The organism is Paenibacillus sp. Y660 (genome assembly GCF_057221575.1).
Genome location: NZ_JBXBBJ010000001.1, coordinates 103,251 through 118,462, shown reverse-complemented (window position 1 = coordinate 118,462; position 15,212 = coordinate 103,251). Strand labels below are relative to the sequence as shown.

Here is a 15,212-nt window from a genome sequence, read left to right as displayed (position 1 = left end):
TCTATTGGTTAGATGGAATAGACACCTTCAGGTGTGATCCGTTTCAAAAATTGCCTTGTTCTCTCTTCCTTTGGATCATTGAAAATCTCGCTTGGCTTGCCCTCTTCGACGATGACGCCGCCATCCATAAATACAACATGGCTGGCAACATCCTGCGCAAAGCCCATTTCATGCGTGGCGATTATCATCGTGATGCCTTCCTTCGCGATTTTGCGAATAACGCCAAGCACCTCGCCAACGAGCTCCGGATCAAGCGCCGAGGTTGGCTCGTCGAACAAGATGACCTCCGGATTTAGCGCAAGCGCACGAGCGATGCCAACGCGCTGCTGCTGTCCGCCGGAAAGCTCGCTCGGATAGGCATCCAGCTTGTTGCCAAGCCCAACCTTCTCGAGCAGCTCCACGCTTTTTTTGCGTGCCTCGTCCTTCGAGAGCTTCTTCACGATAACGAGACCTTCCATTACATTTTCCACAGCCGTCTTATGCCTGAATAGATTATATTGTTGAAAAACCATAGCCGTCTTCTGACGCAGCGTATGGATGTCTTTTTTGTCTGGACGCTTGCAGTTTACGTTAAAATCGTCAATGGAGATTTGGCCGTCATTTGGCCTCTCCAAGTAGTTGATGCAGCGAAGCAGCGTCGTTTTGCCGGAACCGCTCGGTCCAAGTATTGCAACGACCTCGCCTTTCTCAACGGTAAGGTCAATCCCCTTCAATACCTCATTGCGTCCAAAGCTCTTTCTAATTTGTGTCAGCTTAATCATGAAACACCGCCTCGGTTGTAAAGGTTAAAGCGCTTCTCGGCTAACGCGGTCAGCCGCTCAATAATAAAGGTTAATCCCCAGAAAATAAGGGCTGCTGCGAGGTAAGCCTCAAAAAACTTCCAATTCGTCGTGGCTACGATTTGCGCTTTTGCATTTATATCCACGACCGATACTGTAAATGCCAGCGTCGTCCCATGCAGCATGCCGATAACGGAATTCGATAAGTTAGGCAAGCTTGCGGCGAAGGCTTGCGGCAAAATAATTCTTCGCATAGCCTGTGAGGTCGTCATTCCAATGGAGTAGGCCGCTTCGATCTGTCCGCGATTAACGGCAAGGAGGCCTGATCTCACTACTTCCGACAAATAAGCGCCAGCTGTAATTGAGAATGAAATATAAGCGAACCCGATCATTGGAATAGAGATGGATCGAAACGATAAGCCAAGCGCTTCAGCTATTCCGTCAACAATAATCGGCAATCCGAAGTAGATGAGCAATAAATGGGTTAACATCGGTGTTCCTCGGATAAACGTTACATAGGATGCAGCGATGGGATGAAGGACAGGGACCTTATACAATCTTATGATCGCAATGGATGTTCCAATGATGAGACCGCAAAAAATGGAAACGGCCGTTATCGCCAAAGCTGTAGGCACCGCCGTTAACAGCTGAAGAAATGCCGTCCATATGAATGCAAAATCAAGCTTCATTTTCCCTGCCCCCTCTGCTAAAGCCCTGCCTTATTTCCAGCCACTTCGTTTTCCTTTTTCTCAAGCTGAGCTCCTTGTCATCCGAGGCCAAACGGCGCTCGTGCTTCAACAATTTGCGTTCTAGAAGATGGAACAGCTTCTCAAGTCCGAAGCTAATGACAAAGTAGATAATCGCAAGTGAGATATACGTTTCAATAAAATGTCTGGATATAATGGCGAGCGTCTGCGACTTGCCTGTCAACTCCATAATGCCAAGCGAGAAGGCGAGCGAAGTATCCTTCAAATTGGCAATGACCAGATTGGAGAGTACCGGAATCGAAATAGCCAGCGCTTGCGGAAGTACAATTCTAGTGAATGCTTGAAATCCCGTCATGCCAATCGCGTAGGCTGCTTCAACCTGTCCGCGGTCTACTGCGTTTACGCTGGCTCGGATCATCTCTGCCGCAGACGCTCCGATGTGCAAAGCATATGCAAGAATGACAAAATACAATGCCGGCACTTTAGCAACATCCAAGTTAAATTGCTTCAATATTTCAGGAAGGCCGTAATAAAACAAAAAAAGCTGAATCAATATGGGAGTTCCTCTAAAAAAAGAAAGGTATACTTGCGAAAACCGTCTTAGAACAGGTATCTTGTAAAGCTGGGGAAGGGCGACGATAAATCCGACGCCCAGACCAATTACGATAGAACTCACTACAATGAGAAGAGTGATTTTCAAAGTAGGCAGCAGCTTTACTAGATACTCGAACACATAGCTGATATCAAATGGTTCTCCCACCCTAGCATTCTCACCTTTCACTCGCGTTTATTTTTCTTTGGAAGTAAAGTCGTTGCCGAGCCATTCAGCGCTTAGTTTAGCTAGCGTACCGTCTGCTTTCAGCTCTCTAACTGCCTCATCGACCGCATCAGCAAGCTTCTTCTGTTCAGGATCATCTTTGCGGAACATAAACAAAATATCCGCTTCGCTCAGTGCAGGGCCCGTTGTTTTTAGTTCTTTCTTCGAATCGATGAGCGAGAGCGTGAAGTCAGCAGAAAGGAATGCTTCTACGCGCCCTGAGGCTACTTGCTCTACTTCATCGTTCGCGCCGCCGTTTTGGTACACGATTTCAATCGCGTTGTTGTTTGCTTTGTTATAGTTCTCCAGAATTGTCGAAGCCGCGCTCGTTGCCGTCGTCAATACTTTTTTGCCTTTAAGATCGTCCAGCGTTTGAACGGAATTATTGTCCTTCGCCACTACGATTTTGTTTCTCCAGTGCGCATATGGCTCTGAGCTGAACAAGTATTTCTGTTCGCGTTCTGGATTTTTCTCCATTTCGTGAGCAACCAGATCGATTTTTTTCGTTTCCAAGCTTAGAAGCAGGTTTGTAAATTCAAGTGTCTGGATATCGAACTCGTACGTTGGAAGACGTTTGTCGATTTCTCTTACAAGCTCTACGTCAAAACCAGTCAATTTGCCGCTCTCGTCAATAAAGCAAACTTGAGGAAATTGCGTTCCTGTGCCTACAACGATCTTCGTTACTTTTTCGGAAGCTTCTCCGCTTACTGGTTCTGCGTTAGCTCCGGCATTATTTTCTTTGCTGCCGCAGCCTGCAAGCGTTAGTGTAAGGATAAGTGCGATTGATAAAATAAACAGTTTCTTCATTTTGTTCTCCCCCAAAATCAATTAGTTTTTGAATCCTTATAATTCCTACCTGTTAAGTAAGGATTAGCGTTGAACATACTTTACCATCTGATTGAGGACTTCGTCAATGCTATTCCTTATAGAGATCTTCTATAAGTGAATTAATATATCCGATTTCCTCCAACGCAATAAAAAAGCCCGCTGCTTCAGATAGAGCAGCGGACGAATAGGCTTAATTGCATTATTCCAATCGGCTTTACTGACATTACAAATGTATCATGGCAAACCGTCTTTTTGATAATAGAGCTTTTCTATAACAGCGATTAAATTGCCGATAAGCGCAAGCTTGCTTCCGCCATTTTCTTGCCGATTTCCGTAATGGCTTCTAGAAATTCAAGATGCTCCCCATGCTGCGAAATCAGATTGGTTTGCAAAGATATGCCCTCGGTTTCGGGAACGCGAATCGGATGCAGCTTGCCTTCTTGTATTTCCTGCTGGGCGCACAAGCCGGGTAGAAAGCCGATACCTGCCTTCTGAATAACGAGTTTTTTGGCCATTTCAGAATTATCGGTATGGAATTGAATATTGGGCGGTGACTCTAGATGTTCAAAGATGCGATGAATACGAAGCCAGTCTAAGGAGCCGCATTCAAAAAATACGAGCGACTGCTCCGCAATGGCTTCGATCGTCAGGTTTTCCGTCGTTAAAAAAGGATGCCCGTCATAGGCATACAGCCGGATCGGGTCCTCGTAAAATTTAGTTGATTGCAGGCTCGGATGAGTTACGTTGCGCACAAAGCCAATATCTACTTCTTTGCCCAGCACTTTATTCATAATCTCATCCGTTGTGCCGGTGACCAGCTTATAATGCGTATTGGGAAATTTCAGCTTTAAACGCGGCAACAGATCCGGAATAATATAATTGGAAACCGATACGGTGCAGCCGATTCGGAACTCATTCGGAAGCGACTTCTTCTGATTGATATGGTGCTTGCCCTTCTGATAAATAAGGAGCAGCTGCTGCGCGTATGGCAAGAAACGTTTGCCATCCTCTGTAATTTGAATCTGCTTGCCTTGCCGGTCGAACAGCTTGCAATCGAGCTCCTGCTCAAGCGATTTAATCCGGGCCGTTACGGAAGGCTGGGACAAATATAAGGCATCAGCCGCCTTATTGAAGCTCCCGCAATGGATAACGTAGACGAACGCCTCGATATTTTCAATATTGATAGGAAACACCCCTCGCTCACCTAATACCAACTAAACCAATAAGAATATATTAATTAAAAATAACAAACTAACCGTTCGCTGTCAATCAAACAATCGTTTAATCGCATCCCGTTCAGCTATTCCTTCTTTGATTTCAATACAAAAAGCCGTGAATGAACAATGTTCACTCACGGCTTACCTATCTATCGAGGGAATGTCTTATTGCTTGGATTGGTGTTACCGCTTCGGCCTCTGAATTTCTGAAACTGTTTACGCAGATACGGAAGGATAAAGAAATCGCAGCCGAACTTTCCAGCGTTCGCACCAGCCACGAATACGAGCATCCCGATCAGCATAAGCCATGGGTTAGTCGATACGGTGCCTGCGAACATGAACATAAAATTCATCAATATTCCAAAGAATGCTGCAGCTGTCGTAAGCGCGCCTAGAATAAGTCCAAGCCCTACCAGAAATTCGCCAAAAGGAATGAGTATATTAATGATTTTGGCATTCGGCAGTGCAAAATGCTCGAGAAAGGCTGTAAATGTCGGATAAACTAATTCATTGGTGCCCTTATCCACTACAGGATTTCCAATTGCACCCTTCAAAAACCCGCTTGCATCGAAGCCGCCTAGCTTATGCCAGCCCGCGCTCAGCCATTGCCAGCCCAAGTATACGCGCAATATTAGCATTAACGCTGCTGCATATTTATTTTCACTTAGCCATCTGAGTACCATGAGAATCAGCTCCTCTTTTTATGATCTATTTTCACTATAAGCTTTATTCAACTGCATGTATGTGATTTATTTCACAATAAAAGTGGTATTGACGCCCTATAGCTGTGATGTAAGGCTCGCTTGCCCTTGCAACACCTTTAGTTTAGGGTATTCTTTTCCATTTGTATGTCGGGGAACTCCCTGTACTATGGCTGCATAACACGCTTCCGTATGATGGTGAAGATTGGAGATGAATCAGGATTCAGGGGCTGCGGCTTTTTTTTCAGAGGAAAATTTCGAGAAGCTAAACGGATCATGTACACCAAAAAAGTAGAAGTGAACGGGTATCTATTTCAAGAGGGCGAATCGGCAGTCCAAGCCTGAATAACCCCATGGAGTTTTATACCGCGATTGAGACAATGCTCGAACTCCGGTCTAAAGTAAAATTTATCTTCTGGAATGATACGATTCTTCCACAATAGCATTAGAAAGAAACCTCCATCAAAGTGGGTAGTTAATACTTCAACAGAGGTCAACGGAAAGAAAAAAAGCCGTAGAATGAACAATGTTCACTCACGGCTTAAGATAATTATTGAGGGTATGCTTTATTCCCTAAATTTGTATCATCGTTACGGCCTCTTAATTTCTGAAACAGCGTTCGCAGATACGGAAGTACAAAGAAATCACAGCCAAATTTTCCTGCGTTCGCCCCTGCCACGAATATGATCATTCCGATCAGTATAAACCAAGGGTTAATCGATACGGAGCCTGCGAACATGAACATGAAGTTCATCAATAGTCCAAAGAATGCTGCAGCTGTTGTAAGCGCGCCTAGGATAAGTCCAAGCCCAACCAACAATTCGCCAAAAGGAATGAGTATATTAATGACTTTGATATTCGGCAGTGCAACATGCTCAAGAAACGCGATGTATGTCGGATAAACTAATTCATTAGTGCCCTTATCCACTACGGGATTTCCGATAGCGCCCTTCAAAAATCCGCTTGCGTCAAACCCCCCTAGCTTTCCCCAGCCTCCGCTCAGCCATTTCCAACCCAAGTATACCCTCAGTACAAGCAGTAAACCCGCCGCATACTTGTTTTCATTTAACCATTTAATCACCTTGAATCCGCTCCTTTTTTTACTGTTCTATATTCAATAAACTTGTTGTGCTGCAAATTTGCGACCCATTTTCACCATAAATGGACAGCATATTGCAAGCCTGCTTATAAAGTCGTTTTGTATGCCGAAATCGTTTCAATAAGATTCTTTAGCTTTTTTTGCAAAACGATGGAGCGCGCCTTCCTCGTTAATCGGAATATCGAGTCCTTCTCTCACCCATTGGCGATCGTCGACATATAGGATACTGATAAGCTGAAGGGGAGTGACATACATCTGGAGGTTAAGCAAGCTTCCAATTGATGGGACTATGAAACAGGATACAGGGGTTGCTGATTTTTTCAGAGGAAATTTCGCGAAGCCAAAAGAGGCATGTCTACCAAACAAGCAGCAGCTCACGGGTAACCTAGTATTTCGCTCAATTTCGCTGAATGAGCACCGATTAACGGGAGTTTTTCCAGCTGAATGGTCTATCAGGCTTCTCTTAGGAAAATGAGTTGGATTAATTCCTGTTAAGCTTATGCAGTTGAAAAAATTAGAGGATGCTGCCTAGTTTATGATTTATTCCACAGTCATTTTGATTTCTTCGTACTTCTCGTCAAATGAGATCCGGAGCGACTTATTTTCCAAATACCACAAATTATCTTCTTCTATATAATAAGTAATGCCTTCTACGTCATCGCTTAAACCAATATTCCTTGGTTCATCCTTCGTAACGCCAAGCGAAAGACCCGGGTGAACGCTGCCACAGCCTCCTAAACGGACATAGATCCGTACCGACTCCCCATCCGTTAAACCCATTTCTGTCTTATACCAGTGTGCCGCCGACTGTTCCACTACCAATTTCATCGCCGCCATCTCCTTTTGCTTCTGTCTCTCTCCATCATCACGAATATGCCCAATGGTGTCAACCCTTCAATGGCAGCTGCCACTAATATTCTAGTACGAATGTCAGTTAAATCGTAAACTACTTTTGGATAGATTCTTATTAATTATCATATTAATTTCTATCATGAAAGAACCGAGAATAATCAATTTCGTAATCTTTACAGCACCAATCAGGATCACAAAAAAAGCAAACCAGCCACAACTGGATTGCTCTTTTTCACCGTTTTGCTTCATTTTCTTAATCGATTTTCCGCTTCGAGCCGCTGGCATCCATCTCTGACTTGACTTCCTCAGGCAGCTTTTTCGAGGCACTTGGCACTTGTCTGGTCTTCTCGTTAATATCTTCTGATGAGCAGATGACGATGCTCACCTGACCGCCGCTCGCATAGGAGCGAATCAGAATCGGCTGATCGTATTTATTTTGGAATACAAAGTCAGGGCCGTACCAGCTCACGGTCGCATCGCGGCCGGGGGGGACATATTTTACATTTCGGCTGTGGGAATAACGTTTGATAATTTTGAGTCCGGCACGGTCCACTGCATTGTATAGCGTGGACGATATTTGGCAAATGCCGCCGCCAACATCCTCCGACATCTCTCCTCTAACGATTACCGGAGCTTGCAAGTACCCCTTTTCCTTCGTTCTTTTTCCAACAACCTCATTAAACGAAAAATTTTCATTAGGAAATACAACATAATTATTGATTGCTCTTGCAGCTAAACTAACATTATGAGACCGATTTTTATTGCTTGCATTGTAATATGTAGCATATTGCCCAATTCTTTTAACCTTTATCGCTGATAAAAGCTCACTATCCACTCTCGGATAAACCGTCAACATGGGAACCTCCAGCTTCGAGAATCCCCCTTCAAATATAAAGCTGTAAAATTGCTCCGTAAACCTTTTCCGGTCGAGCCTGCTTCCCGCATGCTCAGCCACTATTCTTCCGACGCCATCAAGCGTCGCGTTAACCGGCGGCTTCTGCACTTGCTTTTCTAAATCATCCATAAATACATTTAGCTTGTCCTGATCAATCAGCGGTACGCCAGGAAGTGAATCGCTGAACTGAGCCCGATTCATCTCTATAATGGCATTGCCATCTTGCTCGATGATCAAAGGATCGGGATAATGTCCTTGCTGAAGCAACATCAATATGGCTAAAATCCACTGAAGTCCCATTACCGTTGATCCCCCCATATGGTTAGTATGATTAGTATCCGAGCTAGTATGAATCATTTTGATCATAACCATACACGAATTTGTCTACATAATTAACAGCTGTATAGTTGAAAATAAATAGAGCCGTTAGGATGGAGGGGAGCGCGTGAAACGAACTTGGAGGCAAGGATCTGTCGTTTTTACGATAACGTCAATGCTCATTGCCACACTGTTCTTGCAGTTGTTACAGCCACATTCCGCATCAGCGTATGCGTTGAACCAGAAGCCTAAAAAATCAGATCAGAAGCTTCATCAAGACATGCTAACGATAACCGTTCGATCAAGCCCGCATGCTGCATTTATAAGTGATCTTCAAATAGAAAGCCGCGAAATGAATGCCGCTTTGCTTGAAGCGAAGCAAATAGCTGTTGCAAAAACCGCGGTTTTCCCCGATATTGATATCGCGCTATTGCAGAAGGATGGCGTGAAACATTATCGCTTGGAGCATTCTGGACAGCTTTGGAACGAGTCAACTGCTGTAAGAACGATTTTGCCGAAAAAAATTGCCGATAAGCTTGTGCGATTAGCGAATGGACTTCGCGTCCATCATTATGGACGATTGATTTCATGGCAGGAGTCGCAGCAATTGCTTCCGAACAAAAGTATATTTTCGGTGACTGAGCTCGAAACAGGGTTATCCTTTCAGGTGCAGCGGCGGGCAGGAAGCGACCACGCCGACGTTCAGCCCTTAACAAAGGAAGATACTCGCATTATGAAGCAGATTTATAATGACAGATGGAGCTGGAAGAGAAAGGCGGTGCTGATTCACTCAGGCGACGCTTGGATAGCAGCTTCTATGAACGGCATGCCGCATGGCGGGGACGGCATTCCAGAGAACGGCTTCTCCGGCCACTTCTGCATTCACTTTCAGGGCAGCTCGACGCACAAGTCAGATAACCCGGATCCAGCCCATCAGATGATGGTGCATAAGGCTGCTGGACAAGTACAGTCTTATTTGGACTCCTCCACCCCACTTGTACTGGCGAGAAGCTTCATTGAAATGCTGTATCATCAGGATCATGAAATGCTGATGCTGCTTGGCAAGGACTTGCCCAAGGAGGAGCTCGCTTCCTTCATGCAGCTCACGGAAACGCTGGTTTCGATAAGGGAGCAAACTCCGCCAAAGGCTAAAGGTAAGGAATTGCAGTCAGATGACAGCAATCTTGGCGAAGCATTAACGACTGAAATCAAGCTGCCCGTTTCGATTCATCAGTTAAACATGCCTCGTGATAATGGATATTACACTTTTATTTTCAAAAGAGAGTCAGCTAAGTCGCCTTGGCGGATTCAAGATATAGCCAGCTAATCCATTTGCGAAAAAAAGTCCCCATAGCTCGGTGATCCCACTGTCATGCAGGAGCTCACTTGCTATGGGGATTTTAACTTTCACTATTCCACTGCCACCCGTCAGCTTCATATTAGCGAGCTCAGTTGATCGGTGCCATTACCGCCATATCCTGCCGCGTATTCAACTCATTAACACGAGTAGCCCATGTTTGTGGTCATTAAGAACACATATGCTCTTAAAGCCATGGAGTAGCCAATATTTATGGTCTTTAAGCACACATGTGTGCTTATTGTGTGGAATCGGCGTGGATGTACAGTGAAAAAACCACCTTAAGCACACATATGCTCTTAAAGCCATGGAGTAGCCAATATCTATGGTCTTTAAGCACACCTGTGTGCTTAAAACGTGAATGAAAGCATTGTGCTGTGGTGTGCGCACACAGCATGCATGCCAGCTGCGTTAATCCCTTCACCTTGCTTAGCAGCAAAACAAATAAACAGCGCCTATTCGTTTTCTTTATGTACATTTCTTTTACACCACATAATTATAAATAAAAAAAGCTGGCCCTTCACTGGCCGGCTTGTTTGAACGATGGTCTCCTGTTCGTCTAACCATAAATTTGTAAAAGTATAGTGTATAATAAAAGAAAAACAAGCTGCTCTTGATGAAGAAACGTGGCAGGTTTTTACTAGGAGGCGGTTATTAATTGGACTATCGAAAAGAAACACCTGAAGAACAAAGGGAACGTTTAAGACAAGAGGAATTAAAAAATAACCCTTTTGGTACATATAGTGATGGAGTTAATCGTGCTGAATTTGGAAGTTTAACTGGTTTAGTTGGCGGTTTGGGATGGAAAGGAACCGGAATTATCATTTTATTATTGGTTATAGGGTATATAATCTATAAATTACTGAATGTCTGACCTGCTCCTGCTCGGTAGCCATATGGCTTACCAAACGTGAATCGGCGAGCCATCGTTAAATCGTATACGTTTTCCGATAAGCCGAAGGGTTGATGCTGAACATTCGCTTGAAGCTTTTGCTCAAATGATGCTCATCCGTGAACCCGCACTGCTCCGCGATCTGTGCCAGCGTTAAGGACGAGTTGACAAGGAGAAGCTTCACCTTATCCATTCTGAGATTAGCGGCATACACGTTCGGCGTCATTTGAAACTCCTGCTTAAACAGCCTGGTCAATTGCACTTGGCTAATGCTGAGCTCGATTGCGATCGATTTCAAGGATACACCCGCTTCCGCTTGCTGCTGAAGCAGTTGCACCGCGCGCTGCAGGAGCGGATTCTCGCTGTACAAAAGATTGATTTTGCGATTATAGCTTTCGATCTGATAGACATACAACAAATCCTTCAGCAAATGATTCTTGTAATCCTGCACAAGACTTGCCTTCACATAGCTAGCTTCTCGAAATAGAGAAAGAGTAGAATTCATTCTTTTATTATTCAGCATAACGAGCTTTCCAATAGGAGGCGAAGCGGCATGCTCCTTCTCCTTCTCCTTCTCCTCATGACCATTCAAGGCATCCCTCCACCGGAAGCCGATAAGATGAAAGGACAAGCCGTTTGTTTTGCGGTAAAAGGTCATTTCCGGTGGACAGAGCACCATTTCTCCCTTTACGGCCCTCTCGCTCACATTTCCCATTTTATATTCGAAGCTGCCCTCATCAACAATGAATAATGCCCAGTGATCGTAAGTATCCTCCGTCTTCTGGAAATGCGCAGCATCCTTCACGAACACATGGTAAATGAGCTCAGGCTCACGAAACCGATTGTGGTCCAACTTCGCCACTCCTCTACTGAAATTATATACAAGAGATACGACTATTCCATACATTATACAGTGTTCACTTGTCATGTATAATTAAATTAATTACAAGTAGGAGGAGAGGCTAATGCATACAGCTGCGTTAAATATTCCTGAATTGATGAACCGTTTTAATGAACAAGGTTACTTGGTTTTGCCGGATATATTGTCACAGGAAAAGGTAGCCCGCTTGAATGCGGCTATCGATGAGGTCCTCGCAGAGGAGCAGGATACACTTGCCCATAATATTTATAATAGCGTCGCCCGGCACGCGGAGATTGCCTCCTTGATCGATCAAGCGGAAATTCTTCCCTTAATCGTAAATTTGCTCGGCCACAATATTCAGCTGCATATCTCCCATCTAACGGTAAGAAAACCTAATCCAAACGATGTAAAAACCGCATCCCACAGCTTTATCGACTGGCATCAAGACGGTCCTCATCCGCAGTTTCCGGTCATTGCAGGGTTGACGGCTACTTATTATATTAAAGTCTGCTATATTTTGAGCGATATGTCGCAGCCGAGCCGCGGCAATACGAAGGTCATTCCGGGCAGCCATAAGAAACCGTACAATCCGAACCATAAGGATGTGCGACAGCAGCTGGATGGAGAGGTGCAGGTATGCGGCAAGCCGGGTGATGTGTTTATTTTCGCGCAAAATCTATGGCATGCCGGCTCGATCAATCAATCGGAATTCACAAGAAGACAGCTGTTTCTCGGCTACAGCCCGATCTGGATGCGCCCGATCGACTATCATCAAGCAGACGAGAGTCTCTTGAAGGATGCCGATCCGATTCGCCGCCAGCTGCTTGGACAAATCAGCGACAATAAATTCAAATATTATGTTCCTGATGAGTCGATGGTGCCGCTCAAATCGATGCTGATAGGAAACGTCTAATAAACAAGGACCGCTTGCTCGCAAAATGGCGATGCAAACGGTCCTTTTCGATTAGCTCGAGATGTCCGACAGCTCCGACAGCAGCATGAGCACGAGCCCTTGGCCGTAAAGCGTCGGATAACAAGGGATGTCATTGTAAGCCTCGATTGTAGGCATGATCGGCGTGCCGCCTGAAGCGCCCGTAACCTCCCCGCTCGGCGCTACTTTGAGCATAATGGCGTCTGCCGCACGGTATGCCGCATTCAAGCAAGAAGCGTCAAGCAACCCTTGACGCACCGCTTTCACAATACCGCAGGCAATGCCGGCGCTGCCGGATGTTTCCGTGTAAAAGTCGGGTCGATCCAGCACCGTAGCCCAAAGGCCATCTGATTGCTGGAAACGAATGAGGCTGCGCATAAGCAATTGATAGCGCTCAAGCGTTTCCTTCGGGACAGCCGCCAAGTCCTCCAGCTCTTCCAGTATCATCGGCACTGCTGCCGCAATCCATCCATTGGCTCTCGTCCACCGAGCGGCTGAAAGATGGTTTCGTTCCTCCGAGTTCCAGCCATGAAACAGCACTCCCGTTTCTTTATCCTGAAGCAGGCTTAAGTGCAGCTCCAGCTGGCGAACGGCTTCCTTCGCATAGGCTGCCTCTCCAGTGAGCCTTGAGAGCCTAGCCAAAAACATAACCGCCATAAATATCGTATCCGCCCAAACCTGCTCCGGAAATTTCACGTTTTCTGTAACGGTGTGCTCGAAAGCTCCTTCCCTTGTACGGGGCGCTTCCGTCAGCATCCATTGTCCGATTCGCTTTGCTGTCTCCAAATAAACAGGGTAATGCGTATGCTCATAAAGCGCCGGAAAAACCGTATAGGGAGCCATTGCATTAATGACCTTCACCTGCTCGGCAAGGTGTAAATTATTTTGCGACCAGCGTATTAGCTCCGGCAGCGCTTCTGCTTCACCCGTTAGCTCATAATAGGATAAAATCGCGATGACGCCAACTCCCGGCACCCAGTCCCAATGGTTGAGATCCATGCCCCAGCTGCCGGAATGATCCTGCAGCATATAGCGATAAACACGATCAGCTGTTTGCTTTACCGTTTCAGACGATAACTTCGTTTGCATGACATCGATCCCTTCTCCGCAAAATGTTAGATCTCAGCTCATTTTCACGACTTCGATGATGCAGCAGGCTTCAGTCCAAGGGATAGCCTGATTGGATCGTCATTCAACAAAGCTTGCTGCTTGCCAGCAAAACTAGCGATCACAGCATCTTCCCGAGACTCTACCGTAATCTCTGGCTCTTCTTCGCCAATAACTAACGAGAATAGCACTGCAGCTTTGCTCATAGCATCGAAATCAAGCGTACATTCCTCACCTGCATGCAAAATAAGATCAAAGCAAATGATGTCGCTGTCCCTCGTGAGCTCCCATTTATAGTCGCCGCTTCGCTTCTTATCCTGATCCAGCCCGGCTTCAAAAGCCGCAAACAAGGTGCGTAAACTCACTTTACAGCCGCCAATCATTGCTGCTGCCCTTTCACCATCTGCTTCCGAGCTTACATGCTCCAAGCAGCCTCCAAGCTCTATGCGAATTCGAAAATCGGATGCTTCGATGCTGCCTTTAATTTGATCGAGACTCGGATGCGTGTCTCCCCCATCCGTTAGAAAACGGATGCCCAGCAGCAGCCGGTTCTCCTCTACTCTGCTGTTCAATACAGCCGAGCAATAATCATAGCCGTCATGCAGGACGCGCAGCTTCAAATAAGCCGCCTCTCCCCCATTGTCGAAATAGACAAGCAGCGGACGCGTTTGATTCCACATAATTTCCTCGCTGGACACACCTATCGCAAAGGCAGATGTCATATACGTCGTTGCCCATTTCTCCTGACCGGTGTGCTCATTTCGGGAATAAAGCTGATGGAGCTGCCTTTCCTCCGATTGGGTGAAATACGGCAAAAACGGCTGCGGACAGCGAATGCCGCTCCCAAACCATTCCGCATCATAAGGCTGCTCCTTCTCAAATGTAAAGCGAGCCGTATGATCCGTAGCAATCTGTAAAAACGACTTCGCGATATCCGTAAGCAGCGTACTGTAGCTGCGGCTGTGCGGGCCGGACCATTGCTTCGTTGCCGGATGAAAATGCTCAGCCACCATGCGCCAAACCCCATTGAGCAAATCCTCCGCCATTTTTTTGGCCTGCGTGCTCGCCGTTAATGTATAAATTTTGGACAGCTCAGTGATGGCGATAACCGAATAAGTAGGGCTGTTGAATTCATGGAACGTGCCAAGCTGACTCGTATAAGCATGAAGCCTCTCCAGCCTTCGAATACCGTAATCGGCGAAACTTGGCTGGCCGTAGGCTTCACCCGCGATAAGCGTGACGAATGCGCCCATTAGCGCGATATTCGTATAGTGAGGACCAACATCCCTCTTGATGATGGCATCGCATGCGCAGAAAACAGACTGACGGATCTGCTCCCGCAGCTCCTTTGGCAGCTTTTCGCCATGCCGGACTTCGATTTGGACGAGCTGTTTGCCGCAAAAGTCTGCCCAGTTCCAGTCTGGCGGAGACATTTTTTCCAGCGGCTCCTCATAAAACCATGACCATATGCCATACGTGTCGTTTGCGGGATTTTGGTCTTGCAGCGAAATCACTTGGCGGATGACAGCAAAGGCACGCTCTGTACTGCTTGGCACCTCGCTGTCAAGCAGAGCCAGCGCATAGAGAATAGATGGATAAGTAGGATGAACAAGCGGGAACTCCTCTGCCGTTAGCGTCGTATGGTAGCCGGGACTATGAAAGGGCACCTTCAGCATATTTACTTCCGGGTCAAAACGCTCCTCCCAATTATGGATTTTTCCGAGCAGCAGCGGCTTATGATCGATTGGATTGTCTGTCCTATCCATATTTCCCATCCTCTCTAATCGCGGTATCCTCGTTTCAGGCATAGGAGCGGCCGAGAGCAGGCCGCCGCTTTGGCGAACTGCTCC

Annotated in this window: 15 protein-coding genes; 3 read left to right on the top strand and 12 right to left on the bottom strand. The window is 46.1% G+C overall.

Translation table 11 applies throughout. The annotated features are described in order from the left end of the window. Positions 1 to 8: 8 nt before the first annotated feature. From AC2TDN_RS00505 to AC2TDN_RS00465, 9 genes are all read right to left on the bottom strand, one after another. The gene (locus AC2TDN_RS00505; protein WP_482065230.1) at positions 9 to 761 is read right to left on the bottom strand and encodes an amino acid ABC transporter ATP-binding protein; all 753 of its coding nucleotides are present in this window, start codon (positions 759 to 761) and stop codon (positions 9 to 11) included. Further along, a complete protein-coding gene (locus AC2TDN_RS00500) occupies positions 758 to 1,468 on the bottom strand; it encodes an amino acid ABC transporter permease (RefSeq protein WP_482065231.1) in 711 nt (236 codons plus the stop codon). The genes AC2TDN_RS00505 and AC2TDN_RS00500 overlap by 4 nt, the downstream gene beginning before the upstream one ends. Next, entirely contained in the window at positions 1,458 to 2,246 is a 789-nt protein-coding gene (locus tag AC2TDN_RS00495) for an amino acid ABC transporter permease (RefSeq protein ID WP_482065232.1), read from the bottom strand. The genes AC2TDN_RS00500 and AC2TDN_RS00495 overlap by 11 nt, the downstream gene beginning before the upstream one ends. Before the next feature lie 27 nt (positions 2,247 to 2,273). Beyond that, complete coding sequence (locus AC2TDN_RS00490) at positions 2,274 to 3,110, bottom strand: transporter substrate-binding domain-containing protein (RefSeq protein ID WP_484686662.1); 837 nt, start codon at positions 3,108 to 3,110, stop codon at positions 2,274 to 2,276. 302 nt (positions 3,111 to 3,412) lie between these two features. After that, positions 3,413 to 4,315 (bottom strand): LysR family transcriptional regulator, encoded by a 903-nt coding sequence (locus AC2TDN_RS00485; protein ID WP_482065326.1) that lies wholly within the window; start codon positions 4,313 to 4,315, stop codon positions 3,413 to 3,415. 182 nt (positions 4,316 to 4,497) lie between these two features. Further along, complete coding sequence (locus AC2TDN_RS00480) at positions 4,498 to 5,031, bottom strand: DoxX family protein (protein WP_484686661.1); 534 nt, start codon at positions 5,029 to 5,031, stop codon at positions 4,498 to 4,500. Positions 5,032 to 5,599: 568 nt separating this feature from the next. Continuing rightward, the gene (locus AC2TDN_RS00475) at positions 5,600 to 6,130 is read right to left on the bottom strand and encodes a DoxX family membrane protein (RefSeq protein ID WP_482065235.1); all 531 of its coding nucleotides are present in this window, start codon (positions 6,128 to 6,130) and stop codon (positions 5,600 to 5,602) included. A 558-nt stretch (positions 6,131 to 6,688) separates the two neighbouring features. Beyond that, the gene (locus AC2TDN_RS00470) at positions 6,689 to 6,976 is read right to left on the bottom strand and encodes a HesB/YadR/YfhF family protein (protein WP_484686660.1); all 288 of its coding nucleotides are present in this window, start codon (positions 6,974 to 6,976) and stop codon (positions 6,689 to 6,691) included. Positions 6,977 to 7,253: 277 nt separating this feature from the next. Continuing rightward, the gene (locus AC2TDN_RS00465; RefSeq protein ID WP_482065237.1) at positions 7,254 to 8,195 is read right to left on the bottom strand and encodes a VanW family protein; all 942 of its coding nucleotides are present in this window, start codon (positions 8,193 to 8,195) and stop codon (positions 7,254 to 7,256) included. 145 nt (positions 8,196 to 8,340) lie between these two features. On the opposite strand from AC2TDN_RS00465, the gene AC2TDN_RS00460 reads away from it, so the two are divergent. Further along, the gene (locus AC2TDN_RS00460; RefSeq protein ID WP_484686659.1) at positions 8,341 to 9,540 is read left to right on the top strand and encodes a hypothetical protein; all 1,200 of its coding nucleotides are present in this window, start codon (positions 8,341 to 8,343) and stop codon (positions 9,538 to 9,540) included. Positions 9,541 to 10,228: 688 nt separating this feature from the next. Continuing rightward, positions 10,229 to 10,444 (top strand): DUF6366 family protein, encoded by a 216-nt coding sequence (locus tag AC2TDN_RS00455; protein WP_484686658.1) that lies wholly within the window; start codon positions 10,229 to 10,231, stop codon positions 10,442 to 10,444. A 55-nt stretch (positions 10,445 to 10,499) separates the two neighbouring features. On the opposite strand, the gene AC2TDN_RS00450 is transcribed toward AC2TDN_RS00455, so the two are convergent. Continuing rightward, positions 10,500 to 11,324, bottom strand: coding sequence for a helix-turn-helix domain-containing protein (locus AC2TDN_RS00450; protein ID WP_484686657.1), 825 nt, complete (start codon positions 11,322 to 11,324; stop codon positions 10,500 to 10,502). A gap of 103 nt (positions 11,325 to 11,427) precedes the next feature. Here AC2TDN_RS00450 and AC2TDN_RS00445 point away from each other — a divergent pair, with 103 nt between their 5' ends. Continuing rightward, on the top strand, positions 11,428 to 12,237 hold the full coding sequence (locus tag AC2TDN_RS00445) for a phytanoyl-CoA dioxygenase family protein (protein WP_484686656.1): 810 nt from the start codon (positions 11,428 to 11,430) through the stop codon (positions 12,235 to 12,237). 51 nt (positions 12,238 to 12,288) lie between these two features. On the opposite strand, the gene AC2TDN_RS00440 is transcribed toward AC2TDN_RS00445, so the two are convergent. Both AC2TDN_RS00440 and AC2TDN_RS00435 read right to left on the bottom strand, forming a co-directional pair. Beyond that, positions 12,289 to 13,344, bottom strand: a complete 1,056-nt coding sequence (locus AC2TDN_RS00440; RefSeq protein WP_484686655.1) for a glycoside hydrolase family 88/105 protein — start codon at positions 13,342 to 13,344, stop codon at positions 12,289 to 12,291. A 44-nt stretch (positions 13,345 to 13,388) separates the two neighbouring features. Further along, positions 13,389 to 15,128: a hypothetical protein gene (locus AC2TDN_RS00435; protein ID WP_484686654.1), complete on the bottom strand. Its 1,740-nt coding sequence runs from the start codon at positions 15,126 to 15,128 to the stop codon at positions 13,389 to 13,391. Positions 15,129 to 15,212 lie beyond the last annotated feature (84 nt).

Excerpts from the sequence above, each read along its gene's own strand:
- AC2TDN_RS00445 (WP_484686656.1), top strand. The coding sequence starts at position 11,428 with ATGCATACAGCTGCGTTAAATATTCCTGAATTGATGAACCGTTTTAAT.
- AC2TDN_RS00480 (WP_484686661.1), bottom strand. The coding sequence starts at position 5,031 with ATGGTACTCAGATGGCTAAGTGAAAATAAATATGCAGCAGCGTTAATG.
- AC2TDN_RS00505 (WP_482065230.1), bottom strand. The coding sequence starts at position 761 with ATGATTAAGCTGACACAAATTAGAAAGAGCTTTGGACGCAATGAGGTA.
- AC2TDN_RS00440 (WP_484686655.1), bottom strand. The coding sequence starts at position 13,344 with ATGCAAACGAAGTTATCGTCTGAAACGGTAAAGCAAACAGCTGATCGT.
- AC2TDN_RS00500 (WP_482065231.1), bottom strand. The coding sequence starts at position 1,468 with ATGAAGCTTGATTTTGCATTCATATGGACGGCATTTCTTCAGCTGTTA.
- AC2TDN_RS00490 (WP_484686662.1), bottom strand. The coding sequence starts at position 3,110 with ATGAAGAAACTGTTTATTTTATCAATCGCACTTATCCTTACACTAACG.
- AC2TDN_RS00435 (WP_484686654.1), bottom strand. The coding sequence starts at position 15,128 with ATGGATAGGACAGACAATCCAATCGATCATAAGCCGCTGCTGCTCGGA.
- AC2TDN_RS00470 (WP_484686660.1), bottom strand. The coding sequence starts at position 6,976 with ATGAAATTGGTAGTGGAACAGTCGGCGGCACACTGGTATAAGACAGAA.
- AC2TDN_RS00465 (WP_482065237.1), bottom strand. The coding sequence starts at position 8,195 with ATGGGACTTCAGTGGATTTTAGCCATATTGATGTTGCTTCAGCAAGGA.